This is a genomic window from Brevundimonas sp. 01N35, from assembly GCF_056399785.1.
The window spans coordinates 43,751-64,527 of record NZ_JBFTRZ010000014.1 but is presented as its reverse complement, the minus strand read 5'-3'; the positions used below and the strand labels follow the sequence as shown (position 1 = coordinate 64,527).

General features: G+C 64.2%; 23 protein-coding genes, 1 tRNA gene and 1 pseudogene. 15 read left to right on the top strand and 10 right to left on the bottom strand.

The features are described from left to right. Positions 1 to 104 precede the first annotated feature (104 nt). From AC1DJ5_RS13570 to AC1DJ5_RS13555, 4 genes are all read left to right on the top strand, one after another. Positions 105 to 2,744 carry a PAS domain-containing protein gene (locus tag AC1DJ5_RS13570; protein ID WP_477020944.1) on the top strand — a complete coding sequence of 880 codons (2,640 nt, stop codon included), beginning with the start codon at positions 105 to 107 and terminating at the stop codon, positions 2,742 to 2,744. Between the two features lie 77 nt (positions 2,745 to 2,821). Continuing rightward, the gene (locus AC1DJ5_RS13565) at positions 2,822 to 3,232 is read left to right on the top strand and encodes a response regulator (RefSeq protein WP_441454867.1); all 411 of its coding nucleotides are present in this window, start codon (positions 2,822 to 2,824) and stop codon (positions 3,230 to 3,232) included. Between the two features lie 211 nt (positions 3,233 to 3,443). Continuing rightward, complete coding sequence (locus AC1DJ5_RS13560; RefSeq protein ID WP_477020943.1) at positions 3,444 to 4,529, top strand: ATP-binding protein; 1,086 nt, start codon at positions 3,444 to 3,446, stop codon at positions 4,527 to 4,529. 4 nt (positions 4,530 to 4,533) lie between these two features. Beyond that, positions 4,534 to 5,823, top strand: a complete 1,290-nt coding sequence (locus AC1DJ5_RS13555; RefSeq protein WP_441454869.1) for a hypothetical protein — start codon at positions 4,534 to 4,536, stop codon at positions 5,821 to 5,823. A gap of 841 nt (positions 5,824 to 6,664) precedes the next feature. Here the strand turns inward: AC1DJ5_RS13555 and AC1DJ5_RS13550 are convergent. Continuing rightward, entirely contained in the window at positions 6,665 to 7,330 is a 666-nt protein-coding gene (locus AC1DJ5_RS13550) for a hypothetical protein (protein ID WP_441454870.1), read from the bottom strand. Beyond that, a complete protein-coding gene (locus AC1DJ5_RS13545) occupies positions 7,327 to 7,533 on the bottom strand; it encodes a hypothetical protein (protein ID WP_441454871.1) in 207 nt (68 codons plus the stop codon). Before AC1DJ5_RS13545 ends, AC1DJ5_RS13550 begins: the two co-directional genes overlap by 4 nt. A gap of 399 nt (positions 7,534 to 7,932) precedes the next feature. Between AC1DJ5_RS13545 and AC1DJ5_RS13540 the strand changes: the two genes are divergently transcribed. From AC1DJ5_RS13540 to AC1DJ5_RS13515, 6 genes and pseudogenes are all read left to right on the top strand, one after another. Then, on the top strand, positions 7,933 to 8,304 hold the full coding sequence (locus AC1DJ5_RS13540) for a helix-turn-helix domain-containing protein (protein WP_441454872.1): 372 nt from the start codon (positions 7,933 to 7,935) through the stop codon (positions 8,302 to 8,304). A gap of 3 nt (positions 8,305 to 8,307) precedes the next feature. Then, positions 8,308 to 8,493 (top strand): annotated as a pseudogene (locus AC1DJ5_RS13535) (helix-turn-helix transcriptional regulator); the annotation flags it as partial. Positions 8,494 to 8,608: 115 nt separating this feature from the next. Continuing rightward, on the top strand, positions 8,609 to 8,866 hold the full coding sequence (locus tag AC1DJ5_RS13530; protein ID WP_441455014.1) for a hypothetical protein: 258 nt from the start codon (positions 8,609 to 8,611) through the stop codon (positions 8,864 to 8,866). 187 nt (positions 8,867 to 9,053) lie between these two features. Then, positions 9,054 to 9,398, top strand: coding sequence for a hypothetical protein (locus AC1DJ5_RS13525; protein WP_441454873.1), 345 nt, complete (start codon positions 9,054 to 9,056; stop codon positions 9,396 to 9,398). Between the two features lie 42 nt (positions 9,399 to 9,440). Next, positions 9,441 to 9,905, top strand: a complete 465-nt coding sequence (locus AC1DJ5_RS13520; protein ID WP_477020942.1) for a hypothetical protein — start codon at positions 9,441 to 9,443, stop codon at positions 9,903 to 9,905. Then, positions 9,856 to 10,092, top strand: a complete 237-nt coding sequence (locus AC1DJ5_RS13515; RefSeq protein ID WP_441454875.1) for a helix-turn-helix transcriptional regulator — start codon at positions 9,856 to 9,858, stop codon at positions 10,090 to 10,092. Before AC1DJ5_RS13520 ends, AC1DJ5_RS13515 begins: the two co-directional genes overlap by 50 nt. Positions 10,093 to 10,196: 104 nt before the next feature. On the opposite strand, the gene AC1DJ5_RS13510 is transcribed toward AC1DJ5_RS13515, so the two are convergent. The 3 genes from AC1DJ5_RS13510 to AC1DJ5_RS13500 all read right to left on the bottom strand — a co-directional run bounded on the left by AC1DJ5_RS13510 (position 10,197) and on the right by AC1DJ5_RS13500 (position 13,239). Then, positions 10,197 to 10,463, bottom strand: a complete 267-nt coding sequence (locus AC1DJ5_RS13510; RefSeq protein WP_441454876.1) for a DUF7662 domain-containing protein — start codon at positions 10,461 to 10,463, stop codon at positions 10,197 to 10,199. A 399-nt stretch (positions 10,464 to 10,862) separates the two neighbouring features. Continuing rightward, a complete protein-coding gene (locus AC1DJ5_RS13505; protein ID WP_477020941.1) occupies positions 10,863 to 11,255 on the bottom strand; it encodes a LytTR family DNA-binding domain-containing protein in 393 nt (130 codons plus the stop codon). Positions 11,256 to 11,286: 31 nt separating this feature from the next. Then, on the bottom strand, positions 11,287 to 13,239 hold the full coding sequence (locus AC1DJ5_RS13500; RefSeq protein WP_441454878.1) for an AsmA family protein: 1,953 nt from the start codon (positions 13,237 to 13,239) through the stop codon (positions 11,287 to 11,289). 306 nt (positions 13,240 to 13,545) lie between these two features. Between AC1DJ5_RS13500 and AC1DJ5_RS13495 the strand changes: the two genes are divergently transcribed. Continuing rightward, entirely contained in the window at positions 13,546 to 13,728 is a 183-nt protein-coding gene (locus AC1DJ5_RS13495; RefSeq protein ID WP_441454879.1) for a hypothetical protein, read from the top strand. Positions 13,729 to 14,337: 609 nt separating this feature from the next. Here the strand turns inward: AC1DJ5_RS13495 and AC1DJ5_RS13490 are convergent. Continuing rightward, on the bottom strand, positions 14,338 to 14,916 hold the full coding sequence (locus AC1DJ5_RS13490; protein ID WP_477020940.1) for a low affinity iron permease family protein: 579 nt from the start codon (positions 14,914 to 14,916) through the stop codon (positions 14,338 to 14,340). 24 nt (positions 14,917 to 14,940) lie between these two features. Here AC1DJ5_RS13490 and AC1DJ5_RS13485 point away from each other — a divergent pair, with 24 nt between their 5' ends. Then, positions 14,941 to 15,159 (top strand): helix-turn-helix domain-containing protein, encoded by a 219-nt coding sequence (locus AC1DJ5_RS13485; protein WP_477020939.1) that lies wholly within the window; start codon positions 14,941 to 14,943, stop codon positions 15,157 to 15,159. A 343-nt stretch (positions 15,160 to 15,502) separates the two neighbouring features. Next, complete coding sequence (locus tag AC1DJ5_RS13480) at positions 15,503 to 15,718, top strand: hypothetical protein (protein ID WP_441454882.1); 216 nt, start codon at positions 15,503 to 15,505, stop codon at positions 15,716 to 15,718. Positions 15,719 to 16,175: 457 nt separating this feature from the next. Here the strand turns inward: AC1DJ5_RS13480 and AC1DJ5_RS13475 are convergent, their stop codons facing one another. From AC1DJ5_RS13475 to ku, 3 genes are all read right to left on the bottom strand, one after another. Next, positions 16,176 to 16,412, bottom strand: a complete 237-nt coding sequence (locus tag AC1DJ5_RS13475; protein ID WP_441454883.1) for a hypothetical protein — start codon at positions 16,410 to 16,412, stop codon at positions 16,176 to 16,178. Between the two features lie 362 nt (positions 16,413 to 16,774). After that, on the bottom strand, positions 16,775 to 17,743 hold the full coding sequence (locus AC1DJ5_RS13470) for a sensor histidine kinase (protein WP_441454884.1): 969 nt from the start codon (positions 17,741 to 17,743) through the stop codon (positions 16,775 to 16,777). A gap of 236 nt (positions 17,744 to 17,979) precedes the next feature. Then, on the bottom strand, positions 17,980 to 18,843 hold the full coding sequence (ku, locus tag AC1DJ5_RS13465) for a non-homologous end joining protein Ku (RefSeq protein WP_441454885.1): 864 nt from the start codon (positions 18,841 to 18,843) through the stop codon (positions 17,980 to 17,982). Positions 18,844 to 19,209: 366 nt separating this feature from the next. Between ku and AC1DJ5_RS13460 the strand changes: the two genes are divergently transcribed. After that, on the top strand, positions 19,210 to 19,482 hold the full coding sequence (locus AC1DJ5_RS13460; protein ID WP_441454886.1) for a DUF4242 domain-containing protein: 273 nt from the start codon (positions 19,210 to 19,212) through the stop codon (positions 19,480 to 19,482). A 691-nt stretch (positions 19,483 to 20,173) separates the two neighbouring features. Here AC1DJ5_RS13460 and AC1DJ5_RS13455 read toward each other — a convergent pair. Further along, positions 20,174 to 20,250: transfer RNA gene (locus AC1DJ5_RS13455), tRNA-Lys, on the bottom strand. A gap of 232 nt (positions 20,251 to 20,482) precedes the next feature. Here AC1DJ5_RS13455 and AC1DJ5_RS13450 point away from each other — a divergent pair. Further along, a complete protein-coding gene (locus tag AC1DJ5_RS13450) occupies positions 20,483 to 20,752 on the top strand; it encodes a hypothetical protein (RefSeq protein WP_441454887.1) in 270 nt (89 codons plus the stop codon). Positions 20,753 to 20,777 lie beyond the last annotated feature (25 nt).

Sequence of the window (20,777 nt, the reverse complement as noted above, 5' to 3'; positions counted from 1 at the left end):
GCCCTCAAGCCCATTTTACTCTGAATCATTCCGAAACCCCGTTCCAGCAACACATCATTGAGGCTTGCAGGGAAGAGTCAGTCCGAACATCGCGAGCGGACCTCATGCCGGACAATCAAGATTTCCTGTTTCGCTGCAGTCCCGATCCGATGTGGATCTATGATCGGGAGACGCTCGCTTTCAAGGTCGTCAACGAAGCGGCGACAAGGCGATACGGCTTCAGCGAAGCCGAGTTCCTCGCCATGACGATCGAGGACATCCGCCCCCAGGAAGATCAGGCGCGGTTGCTTGCGGCGGTCGCAGGCTCTCCTGCAGGCCCCGAGATTTCCGGTCCCTGGAGGCATCGCGCCCGCAACGGCGAGATCATGACCGTCGAAGTGCGGTCGTTCGGCATGATCTACATGGGCCGACCGTCGAAAATCGTCGCGGTGCGCGACATCACCGAATTGGCCCGCTTAGAGATCGCCGAGGAGGAAGCCCGACGAGCCCAGAAGGCCGCGCTCGACCTCCTCGCCATGGCCGGACGCGTGGCCCGCTTCGGCGGCTGGCGACTGGAACTTCCCTCCCGCGTCCTGACATGGAGCGACGAAACCGCCGCCATCCACGGCGAAACCCCTGGCACTCAGGTCACGCCAGAGCGTTGCCTGGCCTATTATCTCCCCGAACACCGGGAGACGGTTGAAGCCATGCTGGAGCGCTGCTTGAGCGACGGCGAGCCGTTCGACGAGGTGCTGCAGATCGTCACGGCAGACCAGCGACGTCGTTGGGTCCGCGCGACCGGAGAGGCCGAGCGGGACGCGAACCTCCAGGTCACCGGTCTGCGCGGCGGCTTCCAGGACATCGATGAGCTCGTACGCACCCGCCTCAAGTCCGAAGCCGTCGAACGTCAGCTTACCGAGACCCTCAACGCCAGCCGCGAGGGGTTCGTAGTGCTGGATGAGCACTGGCGCTTCGTTTTTGTGAACAAGGCTGCAGGACGAATGTTGGGACGGTCTCCGCGCTCCCTGCAGGGACGCAACATGTGGGAGGAATTCCCGCAAGCGCTCGGCGGCCCCTTCGAAGCCAAATATCGTGGCGCCGTCGCCGGTCGTCACAGCGTGGCGTTTGAGGAATTCTATCCCGATCTCGGTTGGTTCGACATTCGCGCCTATCCCTCCGCGGGAGGACTCGCCGTCCATTTCCAGAACATCACCGAGCGCAAGCGGATCCAGGCGGATCTTGAAGCCAGCGAGGAACGTTTCCGCCTGATCGCCAGCGTGACCAACGACGTCTTCTGGGATCTGGACTTGGCCGCCGGCCGGATGTGGTGGAACGAGCCCATGGCGCATCAGTTCGGGCATCCGGTCGAGGCCGCCGCAGACCGTCCTGACTTCTGGCTGCGCAATGTACACCCCGAGGACAGATCGCGCGTACGGGAAACGGTGGAGGCGGCGGTGAGCGACGGCGCCGATGGCTGGAGCAGCGCCTACCGCATCATCAAGGGCGACGGGGCGATCGCCCACGTCATTGACCGCGCCGCCATCGTCCGGGGCCCGGACGGTTGCGCACAACGCATGCTCGGCAGCATGACCGACGTCAGCGAACGCCTCGAGATGGAAACCCGGCTGCTGGAGTCCCAGAAGATCGAGGCGCTCGGTCGCCTGACCGGCGGGATCGCCCACGACTTCAACAATCTGCTGACCGTCATCATGGGCAATTCCGAGACCCTGATGGAAAGCGCTATAGATAGCGAAAGTCGCGAACTGGCCCAGTTGAACGTAACCGCCGCCGCCAAGGGCGCCGATCTCATCGGTCGGCTCCTGGCCTTCTCGCGGCGCCAGCCGCTGACGCCGCGCCCCGTCGACGTCCGAGAACTTCTTGTCGGGCTCGAACCTCTGCTGCGGCGCACGATCAACGCCGACATCCTTCTCGCAATAGAGTCGGCGCCTGACCTACCGCCGGTGCTCGCGGACGTGTCTCAACTTGAATCCGCCCTGCTCAATCTTGTCGTCAACGCCCGCGACGCCATGCCCAAAGGCGGCCAGGTGACGGTTCGGGCGCGTGTAGCCGATGCGCGCGCCTCCGAAGGTCGACGCGGCCCCGCCTTCGACGTTGCTGCGAAAGCCTGGCTCGAAATATCCGTCTCGGACACCGGAGAAGGCATGACGCCGGACGTTCAACGTCAGGCCTTCGACCCCTTCTTCACCACAAAGGCGGTGGGCAAAGGCACCGGGCTGGGACTGAGCACGGTCTATGGATTTGCAGCGCAGTCGGAGGGATCGGTCCACATCGCGTCGCATCCCGGCGCCGGCACCACCGTTCGCATGCTCTTGCCCTGCACTGAGGAAGCGGCGACTTCACCGGCGGAAACTCGACCCGAACCGACGTCGCCGCCACGGACAGGGGAACGCATCCTCGTCGTTGAGGATGATCCCCTGGTCCGCGATCACGTCGTACGTCAACTGCGCGCCGTCGGCTATTGCATCGTCCTGGCGGCGGACGGCCCAGAGGCGCTCGCCTGCCTTCAGGAGGAACCCGGGTTCGACCTCATGTTCACCGATGTCGTCATGCCTGGCGGCATGGACGGACAAGAGTTGGCTCGCCAGGCCAGGGCTATCGCGCCGGATCTTCGGGTGCTTTTCACTTCCGGATTCATCGGGCCCCTCGACGCTGCCTCCAGGATCCCCGCCGGCCAATGGCTCTGCAAGCCCTATCGCCGACAGGAACTGATAACAAGAGTCCGCGAAATCCTGCTTGGTCCATAATAATTGGGGCACGTATGCTCTGGCGTTTCCTTTTTCTGCTTCAAGATATATTGAGAGCACGGAGGAAATTACAGACAATGTCTGAACTAGAACGACCACTTCATGGTAAATGCGTATTAATCATAGAAGATAACCTCGTCCTGCTTAAGACGCTGGCTGAGCGTTTCGCTGCCGCAGGCGCAGCCGTCACGGTGGCGAGCGAAGGCGCAGCCGGCATGCGCCAGTTTCGAAAGCAGCGTCCTGATCTTGTCATCACGGACATCATCATGCCGGACAAGGAAGGCATCGAGACCATCTGCGAGATCAGGGTCCTGGCCCCCGAACTTCCGGTGCTGGCGATCTCGGGCGGCGGCCGGATCCAGGCCGGCGCTTTCCTTGACCTGGCGAGACGGCTGGGCGCCACGGATGTGATGGCGAAGCCGTTCCGATCGCAGGAAATCCTGAACCGGGCGATCAGGCTTCTCGACAGCGAGGCATGCAGGTCGTGAGGGCGCGGTCGCTCGACGGCGGGGACAGCGGGAGATTCAGGTCCGCCCTGGACGCGACCAGAGCCGGGCGCCGCGCGCGCGCGTCTTTTGCGCTCCTGCGGCCTCCCGGACATGACGCGGCGACCTGCTCCGACCAGCATCGACCGGACCTCGCCGGTTCCATGGCGCTCGTCGCTGCGTTCGCCCGCGCGACTTCCGCTCCCGACGCCGTGTGGGTGGAAACGGCATGATGAGGCCTGCATCCCACAGCGCCCTTCCCCGCCTGCACGACTTCTGGCGCCGCACCGGCGCCGAGGCGCTGGGCGAGATTATCGACGAACTGCCGACGCCGCTGCTCTTCCTGTTCGAGAACGAAAAGGAGATGGTCGCCAACGCCGCTGCACGCGACCTCTTCGGCATCCCCGAGGGGGCGGCGGCGAAGGCTATCCTTGGGGGGGTCGATGCGGCCGGAATTCCGTTCCGTCTCGAAGAAGTCGTCAAGGGCGATCGCCCCAGAGGCGACCTGCGGATCGGGGACCGTCGCTTCACCTCTTCCGCAAGGCCGCTCCCCAGGAACCGACCGGGCGTTCTCTGGACTTTTCTCGACGTCACGGCGCAGCGCGCCGCCGAACAGGAACGCGCCCGGGCCAAACACGCCGCAGCCGTCGCCCAGGTTTCCGGAAGCGTGGCCCATGACCTCATCAACCTCCTTGCCCGCATCATCTGCCGTGCCGAGAATCTGCAGGCCCCCGGCGCAGCGCCCGAGGTCGAAGCTGGAGCGGAGGCGCTGATCACGGAAGCCGAAGGGGCGGCCGACGTGGTACGTCGGCTGGCGACCTATGCCGACACATCGATCGCGACCGTCGAGGCGGTGGATTTGGGCGACTTGATCGCCCAGTGGCGGGACGCGCGATCAGCCGACGAATCAATACGCATTGTCGATGTGACCGGCGGGCGCGTGATGGTCGATGCTGATCTGTTCCGCGCTGTTCTTTACGAACTCGAAGCGAACGCACGACGGGCCGGGGCGGCGCAGGTCATGATTTCTCAACCCCCCTCCCCGGAAAAGGAGGCCGTCCTGATCCAGGTCGAGGACGACGGGCCGGGAATGTCCTCCGATACATTGGTTCGCGCCGCCTCCCCCTTCTTCACCACCCGTCCGACGGACGAGGCTTCGGGCCTGGGCCTGACCATGGCCCGCAGCCTGATGGCTCGCTTCGGCGGGACCCTGACCCTTTCGTCTCCGCCAGGCAAAGGAATGACCGTCACTCTTCACCTGAGGCGCGCGCCCACGGCGCAGCGGTCGATGCGGGCATGAGGCCATGACGCATTCCGCGACGGTCTCCACCTCGGTGACCGATATGCTCCGTCACGCCGGCGCCGCGGATGCGGCCGCTCGCGGCCAGGTGCACATCATCAGCGTGAACGCCGTGCGTGACGCCGTCGGGGAAAGATGGACGCGGCATGATCCGCTGGTCGAAGATTTCGTGATCCGCTCCTTTCGGCGCGGCGGTCGGGAAGACGACTTCATCGTCAGGGTGAACGAAACCGACTTCATGCTGATCCAGCCCAGCCGGGAGCCCATGGGCGCTCTGAGCCGGGCGTCCCAGCTGATGCGGGAAACGCTCAGCTATTTCCTCGGCGCCGTGAAGAGCGAGAACATCAACGTCTCGATTGTCGATCGGCTCAGCGACGACGGCATCGAGGCCACGCGTCTGAGCGAGGCGGATCTGGAAGCCGCCGCAGCCCAGCGCGGGCGAGACATGTCCCACAGCATCGACGGCTCGCCGCCCTGGGAGCGGTTCGGGGTCGCGCGCGCTGCAGGCAAGGTCGTCAGCATTCGCCGGCCTGGCGGCGCTGACATCCAGGCCGTCTTCTACCTGGAACCCATCTGGAATGTGACCCAGGGCGCGGTCGTCTCGTTCGTCGCGCGGACCATCGCGGTTCAGACCGGCTCAAATGGCGAGTTTGAGGCTATCGATCGTCGCGACCTCACGCCGCGGACTCACACCGTCATCGCCTGTAAACGCTTGCAGTTCGTACGTGAAATCGTCGAAGCCGGACACGAAGGCCCGCGCGTCGCCATCCACATGCCGCTTTCGATCAACGGCCTGTCCTTTACCGGCACGCGCACCGAGATTCTCTCCGAGCTCAAGAAGGTGTCGGCGATCTGGCGCGAGCGCCTGTTCATTGAACTGACCGACACCCCGCCGGCGATCCCTCAGGCCCGCCTGGCCGAGATTGTCGGGCAGCTTCGGCCGTTCTGCCGAGGCGTCCATATCCGCGTCGATCCGGGGAACGGGGACGTGGTCCAGTGGAATCGTTGCGGCGCCGTGGGCGTCATCTACACCGCCCTTTCCTCCCAACCCGAGCGAGAGACGCTTGCGCGACTGGATCGCATGATCACCGGCGCCGCCCAGATCGGCATGGGCGCCAGCCTCTATGGCGTCAACACGCGCAGCCTGGCTTTGGCCGCGTGGGCCGCCGGAGCGACCCATCTCTCGGGGGACTGCATCGGCGGCAGATTCGGGCAGGACATCGTCGCGCGGCGCTTCACCATGGATGACCTTTACGCAACCGAAGCCGCCTCGCTGGCGGGCGTGATCGACTGAAATCGCCGGGAGAACCTCCCCGGACAAGAAGATCGGGAACAGACGTCGACGATCGAACGGACATCGCCCGCCCTTCTGGCGGACGTCGAGTCAGACCGCTCCATCGCATCTTCCACAAACCGACCCTGGCCAATCGACACAAAGCCAATGTTGGATTGCATGCTGACAGGCCAGTGATCGCTCCTCAGGGCGAGCCAACTGCCACGCAAATAGAGCAACGATCGTTTTTCTGCGGCCAGCAGGAACGGCCCGGCGCGCCGCAGGGGGGCTGATGCGAACCGGGCCGTCAGCAAATCTCCTCAGCCCGGAGAATGCAGCTTAACAACGCCCCGACGGGTCGCAGCGTTCCGTCAAGCTGTGATCCGCGAAGAGAGGATGCCCGCGGCGCCTGAATCCGGAGGCTGCATCTCTACTAGAGCAACAGCAAGCGCGCCGTGGGGCAGACATATGCCGTCGTCTCGCCCAACTCACGTTCAGCGCCCCCAGGATGCCCCGGCTAAGATCGGCGCGACCTCGATCGAAGAAATTCATCGACCAAAGAACTTCACCACCCTTTCACCCTGCTTCGCGTTAAAAGCCGCGGCGTTTTGTGGACCGCATTTTGGGGGTTCGATCGACAAGGGCGACCCAGACCGCGAGCGTTCCGACGAGAAGGGCCATAACGAGAAGAACTGCGCTCAGCACGCCGAGATGCGCCCTCAGCGCCTCGGGCGCGGATCGCAACATCGACGCCAGCCGACAGGCCGACCCGAGGCATGCGAAGGACAGGGACCAGTTCGTCAATCCGTTCAATTTAGGCCTCCTCATTCTGGTAGGCAGCCCCCGTTCAAGCTCATTCTTCTCAACTTTTGACGCGATCATCGTCAGGCAAGCCAAGCCGCAATCGGCGGCTTGGATGACGGGCAGGCGCGGACGGCTTGAGACGTTCCGTACCGACAGCGGGTTGCGTTTCGACCTGGGCTCGCTGTTGTTCAAGGTTCCCCCGGGCCAAGGCGGCGTCGCCCCCCGCCGCATCCAAATCGATGGAAATGACGGCCAGGCGCGCCCTCACCTGTCCGATCTCGCGTTCATAGGACAGGGCTGCTCCGGCCCCTGCCGCCTCTTCCTGCTCTACCGCCAGGGCCTGCCTCAGCTCGAACTCGCGTCGCGGCAAGAAACCCTGCCAGGCAATTGTCTCGGCTCTCTGGATTTCGGCCCGGGCCAGCTTCAGACGGTCGTCCTGCAGGGTGCCCCCGCGCCGGGTCTGAGCCAGTTCGCGCGTCATCGCCTCCCGTCGCGCCACAAACTGTCTTCGCTCGGCATCCGGTGTCGCTTGAGGGACTGTCCCCCGAATGGCGACTGCCGCGGCTTGCGCATCCCGGCTCTGGCCGAGCGCCTTGTCGCTGCCCCCGCCAAGGGCATGAGACAGCTTCAGCGTAGCGATGGCTCGTCCGGCGTGACCCACCTCGGCTTCCGGCACGCGAAGCGCCTCAATGACGCCGCCTTGCCGCGCCTCTAGCCTGATCATATCCCGCCAACCGGCGCGACCCACCCTGCTATGGTTTCCTTTCGGGCGAAGGCGACCATGCTCGCGGAAGCAGCAGCCAAAAGCAGGATCGTGACCAGAGTGACCGAAATCAGGCGTGACGCTACCGACGACGCCAGCGCCGCTTCGCCTGAAAGACGACGAGTCGCGTGACGAACCGCTTCATGGCGAAACAGGTCAGACACTAGCAAACACCCTTTAAAGGAGAAAGATTCATCTATTGTAGGTTGATGAATCTTTCACCGCCGCGCAACCGTGTTCTGCGTCCGGACGCGGTTTTGAAAAACATGAAGAGAACTGGCGCTACGTAGTGCAGACATGATCGTCGAGCCCGCCATGGGGCCCTCCTGCTTCCGGCCGCAACCGCCCCAGATCGGTTGCGGCGTTTACCTGATCGCCCGCGGGCGTAGCCGCGATGTTTGATCCGACTTCTTCCGGCGTTGCGCTCCGGACCAAGCGCTCCTAGGCAGGGCTTGCCTCGAACCCACGGCATCGTCAGGCCAGAAACCTCGCCCCGAGGCCGTCCTGCAACAAAGATCTCGCAAACCTCGCCAATCGAGATGGCCGCCTGTAAACGAATCCCTATGGCAGCGGCCCCCAATCCCATTGATGTCGAAGTCGGCGTTCGCGTCCGCGCCTATCGCGAAGCCGCCGGGCTGTCCCAGCACGATCTCTCGCGTCTGATCGACATCAGCTTCCAGCAAATCCAGAAATACGAGCGCGGCCAGAATCGCATCTCCGTCTCCCGGTTGATGCATATCGCCGAACAACTGGGCACGAGCGGCGCCGTATTGCTCGGTGAAGTGAGCGGACCGAAGAGCGACGATCCGAAGACCCTGCTTGAAACCCCCGGCGCACTGGACCTGCTTCATGCCTACAGCGGCATTCGAAACGCCGCTCACCGGCAAGGTTTGCTCGCGATGGCCCAGACCCTGGACGCCCGTAAGACAGAGTGATCCATGTCCACGCAGCCATCTTTGGGCAGGGGCGAAGGCCTCACTCCCACCCAACGGGAATGCCTGTCGCTAGTCGGCCAGGGCTTCCAGTCCAAGGAAATCGCCGAACTCACCGGCAGGGCGCCGAAGACCATCGACAAGCATATCGAGAACGCCTGTCGCAAACTGGGCGTCCCGAACAGACGCCATGCTGCTCGTCTTTTGCTCGCTCAGAACCCTCTACGGAATGACGTCGTAGAGGCGCCGTTCCCCATGGCCCTCCCGATCATCGGCGCCCCAGATGGCGTCACGAAAGGAGGTGCGAATGCCGCAAACGCTCGCACGTCTCCCCTCTCTGACCTGGGAGGAGATGGAGGCGATATTCGACGAGCTGGCGGCGACGAACGAGCAGAGGGACCAGGCTCTAAGACTGCTGTCGATGACACGGCTGGCGGCCCAGAACCTTTCACCGCTCGACTTGATGCGCGAGATTTTCTGCATCGCGCTCGTTCTCCCTTGCGGGAACGATCGACCGCCGGAGAGGCCCGATCGGGAGAGACGCCCTCTCCCCTCAAGCGGATGATGTCGATCCTCGTCATCGCTGCGGCCGCATCCGTCCTGCTGGCCGCCCTGCTGGGCGGCGGCGTGCAGTTGCAACTCGCCGTCCAGGCCGTCGACCGCCTTCTGTCAGGTCGCTGACCCGAACCCTACCCCATCCGTGTTTCTCTAATTTTCCGTTTGCCGGGTCTGCCCGGCGGCAAGGACCCCTCATGCAACGACGCCAACTCGCCCAAACCATCGCCGACGCCCTCTTTCAGGCTGAAGATTCCGCCGACATTTCGCTCCGTGACGCCAGCAATTTGATCAATACTCTGACCAGCGCCCGCCTCAATAACCGCCTATCCGCCGTCTTGGGCGCCGATGCTCTCTCTGCGGCGACAGAAGCGGTTCGCGCCTTCGGTGAAGCGCGCGGCCGGCTGGTGACCGCCCACCATGCCTTGGCAGAGGCTGCTCCATGGCTCGTCGGCCACAACGTCGAACTGGCGGGACCTATGACCGGCAAGCCCGAAACGGACGAAGTGCGCACCGCCGGCCGCCTTCGCCGAATTGCATGATGTCGGACTTGATCGTCCGCCACGGCTTGGCCATGCTGGGCCATGCAGCGCCTCGAAACCCCAGTCCAGATCGGCTTGACCGTTCTCTTAGTCATCATCGCCGGTTTCGCCTTGTGGCGCGGCGGTCGACCCGAGCGTCTGGCCGTCATCGCACTGATCGTCGCCAGCCTTGCTTCGCCGCTCGTTCAGAACACATCAAACTTCAACGCCCCCCAGTGGGGCATCATGATCGTGGATGTTCTGCTGTTCATTGCATTCGCGGCGCTCGCCTGGCTTTTCGGCCGCTCCTGGATTCCCTGGGCCGCAGCGTTCCAGCTGATCACGGTCGTCACCCACGTGGGTTACGCCCTCAATCTGGACATCCTGAGCAGGGCCTATCTGTCCACCTCCTATCTGCTCTTCTTCGGCGTCCTGAGTGCTATCGCCTGGGGCTCCGTGCCTTCGGGAGGAACAAGGCGTGATCGACGTCGAACCCCTGGACGAGATCGACGCCTATGTCGGCCGTAGAATTTCGGACATACGCGAAGCTGCGGCCCTGACCGAGGAACGGCTCGCAAGCCTGCTGGGAGTGGATCTCCAAGGGCTTCGCGCTATGGAAGCCGGCAAGGCCAAGATCTTTGCCGAAACTCTACTGACGGCCTCTCGGGTGCTGAACGTTTCGGTGTCGGCGCTGCTCCCGCCCGACACGTACTAGCCCCTCGCTTTTCGGGGTCGGGCGCTTTTCCTGCTTTTGCGACGCCTGGAACCGGATACGCCCCATGTGCGCCTCATGCACAGGGCGTTCATGTTCAGCGCAGCTCAGACATAGGCCTGCACATGGAGGCCCATACGCACAAAGCGAACACGCTCAGCCCGTAAATCCGGTTCAGGCGTGAACCCCGCCTGGGCGAAGGCGCGCTGCTGCGGAAGCGCCGAAGGGGCATCCACGACCCGCCACCACTTGAGGTCGGCCGAAGCCTTCGGCAGAAGGCCGCCCACGATCCGTTCGATGTCACGAAAACTCAGTTCGACCGCCGCCGCCTTCTGGCGGCGCAGGTATCGAGCAAGGGGATCATACTTCGCCATTCTGATCCGCCCACCCCTCCTCACGGCGACACCACGACCGCCAGCCTGACCATACGGGGCGCCGCTTCAGGAGAGAAGGCCGCGCCAGGAAAATCGGAAAGCGCTTAAATCTGTTAGCGACCCGACCGCCGGGTCCAGCTGGGGCGTTCCTCGTCCCCCGGCCCCCCTCATAATCGAAGTTGTAGTAACGCCGCCAGCGATCAGACTACATGTTCGCTCAGGTCGGCGTAGCGCCGTCGAGAACAAGCTTCGACGCCCGTCACCCACGTCTGCGACCTTCTGGCTCTTTCATGTGCCGAGTGAGTCAGACGCCGCCTCACCAAGCCGCGCATCGCGTGCGGCGGCGTTTTGAGGCAGGGGCGGTCGCAGCAAGAAGTCGGCAGTGTGCGCCATGAGCGGTCATGGCGCCAGCACCGGAACGCGACATCGGCCTAAATCCAGGCTGACGCTTCCGTCATCCGCTTCCTGGCAGGCCGGTATCGACTGCAGATCGTCGAGCCCAGGACTGCACGCGACCCTCAGCCGACTTTCTAACCAGCCGGGATCATTCGCCGACGTCGCAGTTAACCAGCCCTCTTCACGCAAGACCCCGACTCGCGCGCGGGAGACCGGAGCCTCCAGACCATCGGTCAGCCGCAGCCGCAGCTTGCGTCCGTCCTCGACCACGCCTGCGAGGGACGCACGCGCCACCCACCACGAGCGGTGGGTCTGCGCGCCCTCTACGTCCTTCAGACCCGTGATCGCCTGTGACAGGGCATCAGCACCCGGGCAGAGCCCTGCGGTCCGATGCACCGAGTGAAGGAAGCGCCGCAGCTCTTTGATCTCAGCGCGCGCCGGCGATCAGAGCTCCGCAGTCGGCGTCTTCCGCCAGGCCCGGGTCGACGAAGCCCAGCAGTCCCGCGATCGGGCTGATCAGGGTCGCCAGCGCCCCGACGATTCCCCCCTGAGCCGCCACAGCGGCAATGTCCACGCCGAGCCGGGGGGACACGAGCGGCCCGTTGACAGTGATCGGGGCCCAGATCCGAAGCAGTCGCGGCTTCTTGGTCTTGCCGTCGATCCTCAGATTCAGCGTCTCGGCGCCCAGATCGATGGTCCCCGTCCCTTGCGCCAGGACCACGTCGGTGTCGATCACGAAAGTGCTCGCCGTGGCGGTTCCGCCCGCGACGCTGAAATTCGCGACGGCGCACCGGATCGCCGAGCTCGATTGGTCTCCCGACAACAGCTTGGCCAGACCCGCCCCGACATTGATGCCCAGCAACTCGGCGAAAGCCGAACGCATCTGGCCATGAGGCACAACCAGGCTGATCGTCCCCTTCGAATTGGCCGCCAGTTCATGGATCGAGGCGCCGGGCCCTTCCAGCTTCGCCCGGCCAAGGGCGCGGCCGGTGACCGTCGGCGCGCCGCCGCGCGCCGGAATGATCGATTCCAGAGGATAGCCGCCCAGTCGAAAATCCACGGCGCTGTAGGGCGTGTCCCTGGTGGCGTCGATCCGAGCTGTCCCGTTGAGTTCTCCCCGACTGAAGGCGAATGAAACCGGGTCAAGCTTCAGAATTCCATCCTTCAGGTCGGCGCCCAGCCGGACCTGGCGGATGTCCAGCGCATTGGCTTTCACAGAACCGGCGCGATAGGACAGCGTCCCGTCCATCGTGCGCAGTCGCTCCGTTCTCAGCGGCGCATCAGGCAAAAGCTTGCCGGGCTTGCCCGAGGTCGCGACCGTGCCGCCGCTCGTGACCTGCGGGCGGGCCCCCAGCACCGCCGCCAGATCGTCGATGTCCAGCGAGCGCGAGGCCAGCTGAGCATCCACGCGACGACGGTCGTTGGCCTTTTTTACCTCCACCACGCCCGACAGGTCCGACGACCCGACCCGTCCACTGAAATCGGCGAAGCGGAACAGGGAGCCGTTCCGGCTCAGGCTCCCGCGCAGCCTGTAGGGCGGGGTGTTCGGCGCGGTGATTCCGGTCAGCAGATAGATGTCCGCCAGGTCCCTCCCCTCCAGCTCCAGCACGGCGTTGAAACGGCCCAGGTCGAAAGGTCGGGTGACGGACCCGTCGGCCTTCAGCCTGGTCCCGGCGCCCGCCAGGTCGGCCGTGAAGTCGTAGGGCCTGTCGCGACGGATGTTGATGAAGGGACCGCCCGTCACGCGCAGCGTCAGGGGCTCTCCGTTCATGGTCCCCTTGCCGTCGAGCAGAAAGCCGCTTTCGCCGTCCTCAGGGGAGCGAGCCTCGCGCGCCGTGACCGTGGCGTCGAGCTTCATCCCGCGTCGCTGCTCGTCAAGAGTCAGGCGGCCCTCGTTGATGACCAGCCGCTGGATGACCGGCAGTTTCGCGCCCCGGCCGTCGTCCGGCCGGTCCGGATTCAGGTCCCAGCTGCGTCGCCCCTGCTCGTCGACGATCAGATGGACCACCGGGCGCGTGATCGTCAGGGACGGCACTTCGACCTGGCCAATGAACAGTCGTCGCAGCCGCACCGAGACGTCCAGCCGCGACACCTCGGCCGTCTTCTTCTCCCGCGCCCAGGCAGGACCGCCGATGCTCAGGCCGCGCACCGTCGCCGACGGCGTCCAACTGAACAGCTTCACGTCCAGATCGCCGTTCAGCGCGATCTCCCGGCCGGTCGATGCCGACGCCGATCGTCCGATCGGTCCTCTCAGCCAGTTCCAGTCGAACAAGATCAGAAAAACCAGAAACGCGGCCGTCACGGTCAGGAGGATTCCCAGCGCCACGAACTCTGGGCGTCCGGGATGACGAACAGCGAGCCACACGGGATCTCGGGTCACGACGTGCTCTTTCAGCGCGTTCGCCTTGCGTCTCACGCGCGCCCAGGCTGCGCCGGCGCGCGCCTGCAAGGCTTCAGTCGTCGATGTCAGATCTGGCCTTTCGATCAAGATCGCCTCCGGTGAAGCCGATCAACGCATGAGAACGCCGGGGGGCGCCACAGTCCGATGACGAGACGCAGGCATCCTCCCGTAGGGACCGAAGGCCTGCTCCCGCGCCGCGTCGCTATCGTCGAGCTTTTTGTCTTTCGGCGGTCGCCACAACCAGGAGGGCTTGGCCCTGGCCATACTGCGGAAAGGTAAGAAAAGATGGATCGTAAGCAGACGAAGGGCCGCGAGGACAACGGGGCGGCGCCCGGGGGAAGGCCAGACGTCACCACATCCGACGAGGCAGTCAAACGGACCGGCCTGAAATCCCGACGCGCCGCCGGTCCTGACGGCCCCGACGCCACCTTGATCGGCGACACCTTCAAGGCGAAGCCGGGGGCGTGAAGCCCAGGACAACCTGGCCCGACATGAGCCGGCGCACATATTCTCCTGTCTTCCGAAGCCACGCAGCGTTTAGCCGGCGCCGTATGCTTGAGTTAAGCGGAGCCATCGCGCTTCGCCCGAACTTGGCCTGGAGTGCGCCCCGACGGCCCCTGCACAAGCTTGCCAGCGCAGCCGGACTTTTCTTCGGCTCCGCCGCCTTTCGTTCCGAGATCCGGGCTGACTCGACGGTTCAAGGCACCTGGCGAAGGAGTGTTCAAGTATCGTCCCCGAGATGGAGTTGAACTGGGGGATCACCTCCGCATGGCGGAATACGCACGCCTTGTCCGGGACCTGGGCAAGTCTCTTCACGGCCACACCCTTCTTTGGCATCGAAGCGCGCCTGACGGCAGCGACAGCGGCCCGCAGCGGAAGTTGCGCGTCGTCTCTCCGAGTTCCAGGCCGCGGACGCCTCAGCTCCCCTGATGCGCCCGCAGGAAAGTATTCAGTCGATGCGGGAGGTTCTGGGCGACCGTCGTCAGCACGCCGACGGACCTCCGCCCAAGACCCAGGCGGAGGAGTTGGCGCCCGTTACGCCGGGTATGGCTGCGACAAGCCCCCTCCAGGCCGTGATCAGGAGCGTCGCTGATGTTGTCCGCCCGTCGTCCGCCCCTTGTCATTATCGCTCTGGCGCTTCTCGCCGTCGCCTGAGAGCGTTGGGTCGCCGCCGCCATGGTGGCGGACGTTCTCCCCTAGAGGTCCCTCTTCGAGCGGCTGCGAAGGGTCCGTCGCTGCTCCAGACTCTTCGCCCCCCCCGTCCTCGGCGCGGGTGCGAATAGCCGGCAGTCCGCTGCCCTGCAACCGCCGGGCGCGCTCTTCCACCTGCTGGAGGATGATTTTGAGATCTCGGTCGGTCAGGCGCTCCAGGCCGATGAACCGCTCGTCCGCAGCTTCCACGGCGTGGATCAGTTCATCCAGCTTGGCGTGGATCGCCGCTCCGTCGCGGTTCTGGGTGTTCTGGATGAGGAACACCATGAGGAAGGTGACGATGGTGGTCCCGGTGTTGATAACCAACTGCCAGCTCTCGTTGAAATGAAAAAGCGGTCCCGTGAGGCCCCAGATCAGGACCAGGGCGAGACAGACGACGAAGGTCCAAGGCCGACCGGCAAGGCTGGCGGCGGCGTTCGAGAATTTCACAAATAGACGTTCCATGGCCTTGCAACGCCGAGACCGACCTTGGGTTCGCCTGGGGCCGCCGAGCGGAGCCCGCCGCACGGACGCCAAGACCCGCATGGCCCATCTGCGTTGCGAGTTCGCGGTGCGAATGCAGGCCAGGGCCTGGCTGACGGCCGAGGCTATGAGCTGCCCATCACCCAGGAACAGCTTGCGGACGCCCCTGGCACGACCGCCGTTCACGTCAACCGGACGCTGAAGGCGCTGGAGCAAACGGGCTGATCCTGCGCAACAAGCGGACTATCAGCTTCCCTTCCTGGGAAAGGCTGCAGGGACGTCGCCGCCTTCAACCGTCGCTATCTGCACATCCGCCAGGTCGACCTCGCCAGCGTTTGAGTCGGTCGCTGAAGGCGTGGACGGCCACTGCCGACGAGCCAGTCAGCATTGCCCTGCCTGCGTCGTCGCACCTGCGTTCAACCGATCGGCCGAGCCCGGTTCCGCTGGTCGCCGCCTGCTTCGCGCCCGCATTCCTGGTCCGCAAAGAGCTTGAGACCGCTTGCGGACACTCGGAAACCTTGGCGGGACGACGCGTTCATCCGATCCAGCTTTCGGGAGGAAGAGCGTGATGACCAACAGGCGGCCTGTGATTGAAGAAGCCTTCGAACTCGCCAGAAGCGGTCGATATCGCGTGCCGAGCGAGGTGCGCAGGGCCCTAGTGGAGAAGCGATATACCCAGGCGGAGTTGTTCCAGCTCGAGGGCAAGGCCACATGGGCCCAGTTGCGCACGCTCTGCGCCGATGCCCGCTATCCGGCCGGCGCGGGTTCCGTTCAACCCGGCTGACTGATCATTGTCACGGGTCGATCGGCAACGACAGTCTCGTCCATGCGCTTGATTGTCATGTTCATCGGAAGCATCAGGAGAAGACGTTGATCAGATCCCTGCTTATCGGCCTGGTCGCTGGACAGCGCTCGATGACCCCCGTGGCGGCGACGGCCCTGTCTGCCGCCAGCGGCCGCATCGCCATCGGTCACGGGCTTCCGCCCCTACTATGGAGTCCCCTGGTCGCTGCCTCCGCCATCCTGGCGGCCGGGGAGTTGGCTGGCGACAAGATGGCCTCGGCGCCGGACCGGACAAACCTACCGGGTTTGGTTGCCCGCCTGTTTACCGGGGCTCTGGCGGGCGCGGCGGCCGTGCCAGCGAGCAAAGCTCCTTTGCGGGAGAATGCGGCTGGTGAACCGGAGAATGGCTCTGCTGTTCCGACCGGAACCTGTCACAGCCCGACGGCGGTGGAATCCGATCAAAATCCTGCCGCCGTCGGGGCGGTCTTCGGGACGATTGGGCGCGCCTGCAGACGTGCCGCTACCGCCCTGGCAAAGGCGCGATGGGCCTCGCCTTCATCGTGGATCATGAGCAAGAGGCCGCTCCGAGCGTCAGAGACCCGGAAGCGGGGAAGATCGTCTCCGTTCTTCGGTGAACGGGGCAGCCGCTCCAGTTGCACGCCGGCGCGGGAACGCAGCAGGATCTTTTTCGGCATCGGAACCTCCTGAATCCGACAGTCAGATCGGAACAGGCCGATGGGTTCCAGACGGTCCGTTTTTCGACTCGGCGATGCTACTCGGCAGTCTTGCCGCAGCCGGCCGTTCGTATGGAACGGAATGGCGGCACGTCGCTTCGAGACCTGTCCAGCCGGAGGGCAGTTGATGATCTCGTTCTGCGCTCTCGCAGCATCCTCTATGCCAATAGCGGGATGTCTGCTCAGGGTCGGATTGCGACTATGGCACCTCGCCGGCAGTTTCCCATCTTGCGCTAGTTCGGGACTGATCGTGCGTCGAGCCCAAAGGCTCCCCATTCCTTCCGTCCACTTTCAGCGACCAGAATCTCGCGGCCTGAGCCGCCTCACTCGTCAATGAGACTGATAGTCAGGACGCACCTCAAGCCTCCGGATTCGTAGGAAAGTCGAGCGCCGCCCTCGCCCCCCGAAAAGCTCTTCTCGATAAGATGGGTGCCGAAGCCCCGACGGACGGGAGGCGAGACCGGAGGCCCTCCTGTCTCCTGCCAAAGAAGAACCAGGGAGCGGCGGCCCTCGCCATCGGCGCCGACGTTCCAGCTGACGTCCACGCAGCCCGAAGCCAAGGTGAGCGCGCCGTATTTGGCCGCATTGGTGATCAGTTCGTGGAGAAGAAGGGACAAGGCGACCGCCTGCGAGGGGTGAAGCCAGACCTTGGGGCCCTGGATGCGGAACGGCGAGGGTTGCTGGTCGTGAGGCGCGACCGCCTCGGCGATGAGTGCATTGAGATCGGCGCCCGCCCAATTCTGATCGACCAGCACATTATGTGCGCGGGACAGGGCGATGAAGCGATTGGAGAGGTCGCGGCGCACCTCGGCCGCCACGCCGGCGCTCCGCAGGGTCTGCTCGGCGACCGACTGGACGGTCGCGATCGTGTTCTTCACGCGGTGGTTGAGTTCGTTCAACAGAAGAAGGCGGTGCTCTTCCGCCTGCCTGATGTGGGTTTCGTCGCGAAAAATTTTTACGAAGGCCTGGCCGTCGTCCTGCAGCAGCAAGGTCGCCCCGTTTGCCCAGAAGAGCGTACCGTCCTTGCGGCGGTGCCAACGACTGTCCTCAGCGGACCCCCGGCGAAGCGCCGTTTCGATCTCCTGACGATGGATCCCCGCGGCCTCGTCCGCTTCGGTGAATATGGTCGCGATACTCTGCCCGATAATCTCATCGTCAACGAACCCCGTCACGGCTGTGGCGTCGGCCAGCCAGCGAGTGATGTGGCCATCCCTCTCGAAGACGACGATGCCGTAGCCGCGCAGGCGATTGATGACGCGTACAGCCAGGGATTTTGCGTCTTCAGAGATCATGGTCCGTCAACGCGCTCGTCCCAGTTGGGCTGCAGCCTCCAATCCGCGCGCTATAAACCCGAACTGCGGCGCCCGGTCCTGACGTCAGCAGATCGCGAATGGACCTGAGTGAAATTCGGTGAGGCCCGTTGGACTAGCCTGACGTTCCCCTGCGCTGAAGTACCGCCGCTACAGCCGGCCCCGGAGGCGAAGCTCGACCGTCCGGCGTAACCAGATCGTGCGTTGCCTTGCTAGAGTCAACTTGCGCGACGTCGCGGCGAGGCACGGCTGACCTTGGTCGGAGCCCCCGCGAGCTTCGGCGCCCGGCCGCGTCCCCCGGTTCGCGGCGCGGGGCCCTGAAGGCTGGCGCGCAGCGCCGCCATCAGGTCCACGACCGGGGTGTCTTCCGGTTCGGCCGCTCGCACCGGTTTCTGGCCCTTCTGCTTGGCGGCGATCAGCGCCTTAAGCGCCTCCTCGTAGCGGTCGACGAACTGGTCGGGGTCGAAGGGGCCGGCCTGCTGCTCGATGATGCGCCTAGCGATGTCGATCATGGCCGGATCGGGTTGTTTGTCCGATATGGCGCCGAACACGTCCCGCGCGTCACGGACTTCCCCGCGCGTGCGCAGCGAATAGGCGAGAATGCCCCGGTCCCGGGGTTCGAGCGCCAGCAGACGCTCGCGGGTCGACAGGACCACCCGGCCCAGTGCGATCTTGCCTTCGGACCGCATGGCCTCGCGTACCACCGCGAACGCCTCTTCCGCGATCGCACCCGCGGGCGCGAGATAATAGGGGTTGTCCCAGTATAGACGGTCTATCTCCTCTTCCGGAACGAACCGCTCGATGTCGATCGTCTTGGTGCTCTCCAGCTTGACCGACTTGATCTCGTCATCGCTGAGAAGGATGTATTCGTCCTTGGCGACGGCATAGCCCTTCACGAGGGAAGACCGCTCGACCGGGCCGGTATCGGGGTCTGTCGTCACCATCCGAATTCGGTTGTTCGTCTCGGGGTTTATCAGGTTGAAGTGGACTTCGCCGCCCGGGTTGGTTGCGGTGTAAAGCGCGACCGGGCAGGTCACGAGGGACAGTCGCAGGTGTCCCTGCCAGGTGGGTCGATACGCCATGATACGGGTCTCCCGGCGCGCTTGAATCCGCCGCGCCGATACAACACCGGAGCCCCCGATTCGCTCCGCGGCCAAATCTAACGCAGGGCCTAGCCTAGCCGTCCCCCGAAACCGATTAGTAAGCCGACGATCAACCGCTCTGCGGACACTGCCCAGCGCCTAATTCGCAAACCGAACGATTACCGAACTTGGGAACCGATCTGCGACGGATGTCGGCGCCTGACTAAGGCTTCGTCAGCGGGCAAGCGTCCGCGCCACTTCGACGAACGGCGTCTTTTCAAAGCGAGCCCCACGTGATTTATTGCGTGACCCGACTGCCGGGGGACCGGGCCAGCAAACCATCTAATCAGACAGGGAAGTGACAGGATGCCCCAGTTCGTCATCGAGAGAGAAATGCCGGATGTCGGTCAACTCGGCCCAGGGGATCTCAGAGACGCCTCTCAGACCTCTTGTTCCGTCCTCAGGAACCTCGGACCAGAAATCCAGTGGGTTCAAAGCTATGTAACTGACGACAAAATCTATTGCATCTACCGGGCCCCTGACGAGCAGATGATCCGGCAGCATGCGGAGCAGGCTGGCTTTCCTGCTAACAGCATCTTGCCGGTGAGGGCGGTAATCGACCCGACCACTGCTGAGTAAGGGCATCTCCCGACAGCTGGGCGGGGCCCTCTGTCGCTCAATGTCCGCTTGCCGCCCCCCGCAGAAAGAGATCAGCGCCGCCGTCATAAGGAGCGAAAATCGCTATCTGCCAAAGGGACTGCCGCAATCTGACGGGCGCGGTCTGGGCCCAGACGGCGCACAACGGCGCCGGCAACGTGGTCATGTTCGCCGACGATCCCGCCCTCCGGAAATACTGGCTGGGCCCAAGGCGCATGTTGCTCAACGCCGTTTCCTGTCGCACCACCTCACCCCGGCGGAGCGGCGCAAGGAATCGAGTGTGCGCCAGTGAGGAGTTCGGCCACAGACCGACGTCTGGCGACAGGCGCGCCAGTCCTAACTCCAAGCATATTATCGAAGGAGTCGAGAGCACCCAGCCAGCTTATCCGCCCGCCTCCTTCATAGCCGAAATCGACTCGTCGGCATTGGAGGCAAGATCGCTCGCACGCCGATCATCGTGTGGAATGAAGTTGAAGGGCGGGCATCCTTCTGCGAGCCGCGTCCCTGATGGTCGAGCAAATCAGCCCGGCATGCGGGCAAAAAAACGCGCTGAAACGCGCTGAAACGCGTCAAAAAATGGAGACCGGCTGTGCCCCATATGTGCCCCAAAACGCAACCGACGAAATCCAGGCTCCACACGCCCAGAACAAGTCATTGTTTATGAAGGGGAAAATGGTACGCCCCCTCGGGCTCGAACCGAGGACCCTCTGATTAAAAGTCAGATGCTCTAACCAACTGAGCTAGGGGCGCACGCTTTAGAATCAACCTGTTAGGTCGCTTCTCCGCCAACCAGTTTGTCGCCGGTTTGCGGAGGCGGTTTCTGGTTCATTCGCGTCGGGAGGTCAAGGCCCACGGCGCCGCAAGACACGTATTTTATGAGAACAACCCTCGCGGTCAGTTGCGGTTCACCTTGGATCGTTCAACAAGAGAGGGAACCGGGCTCCCCGGATGACGTTTGCTGCCCCATAAGGGGGATTATCCGATGAACCGATTGAATCTGAACCGTTTGCTGCTGATCGCGGCCCTGGGCGCCGCCGCCGCGACATCGGCTTGCGACGAGCCCCCCGCCGAGGCTCAGACGGTTGAAGTCCAGGTTCAGGACACGACCGCGCCCGCAGCCGAAGAATCGGCCGCTCCCGCCGTGGCCGAAGCGCCCGCGGCGGACGCTCCGCCGCCCGTCGACGCGCTGCCGGCCGAACAACGGACCTCGGCACAGACGGTTCAGCCCGAAAGCGATACGCTGTTCTACTGATTCCGTCGGCGCGGCGTTCGCGTCC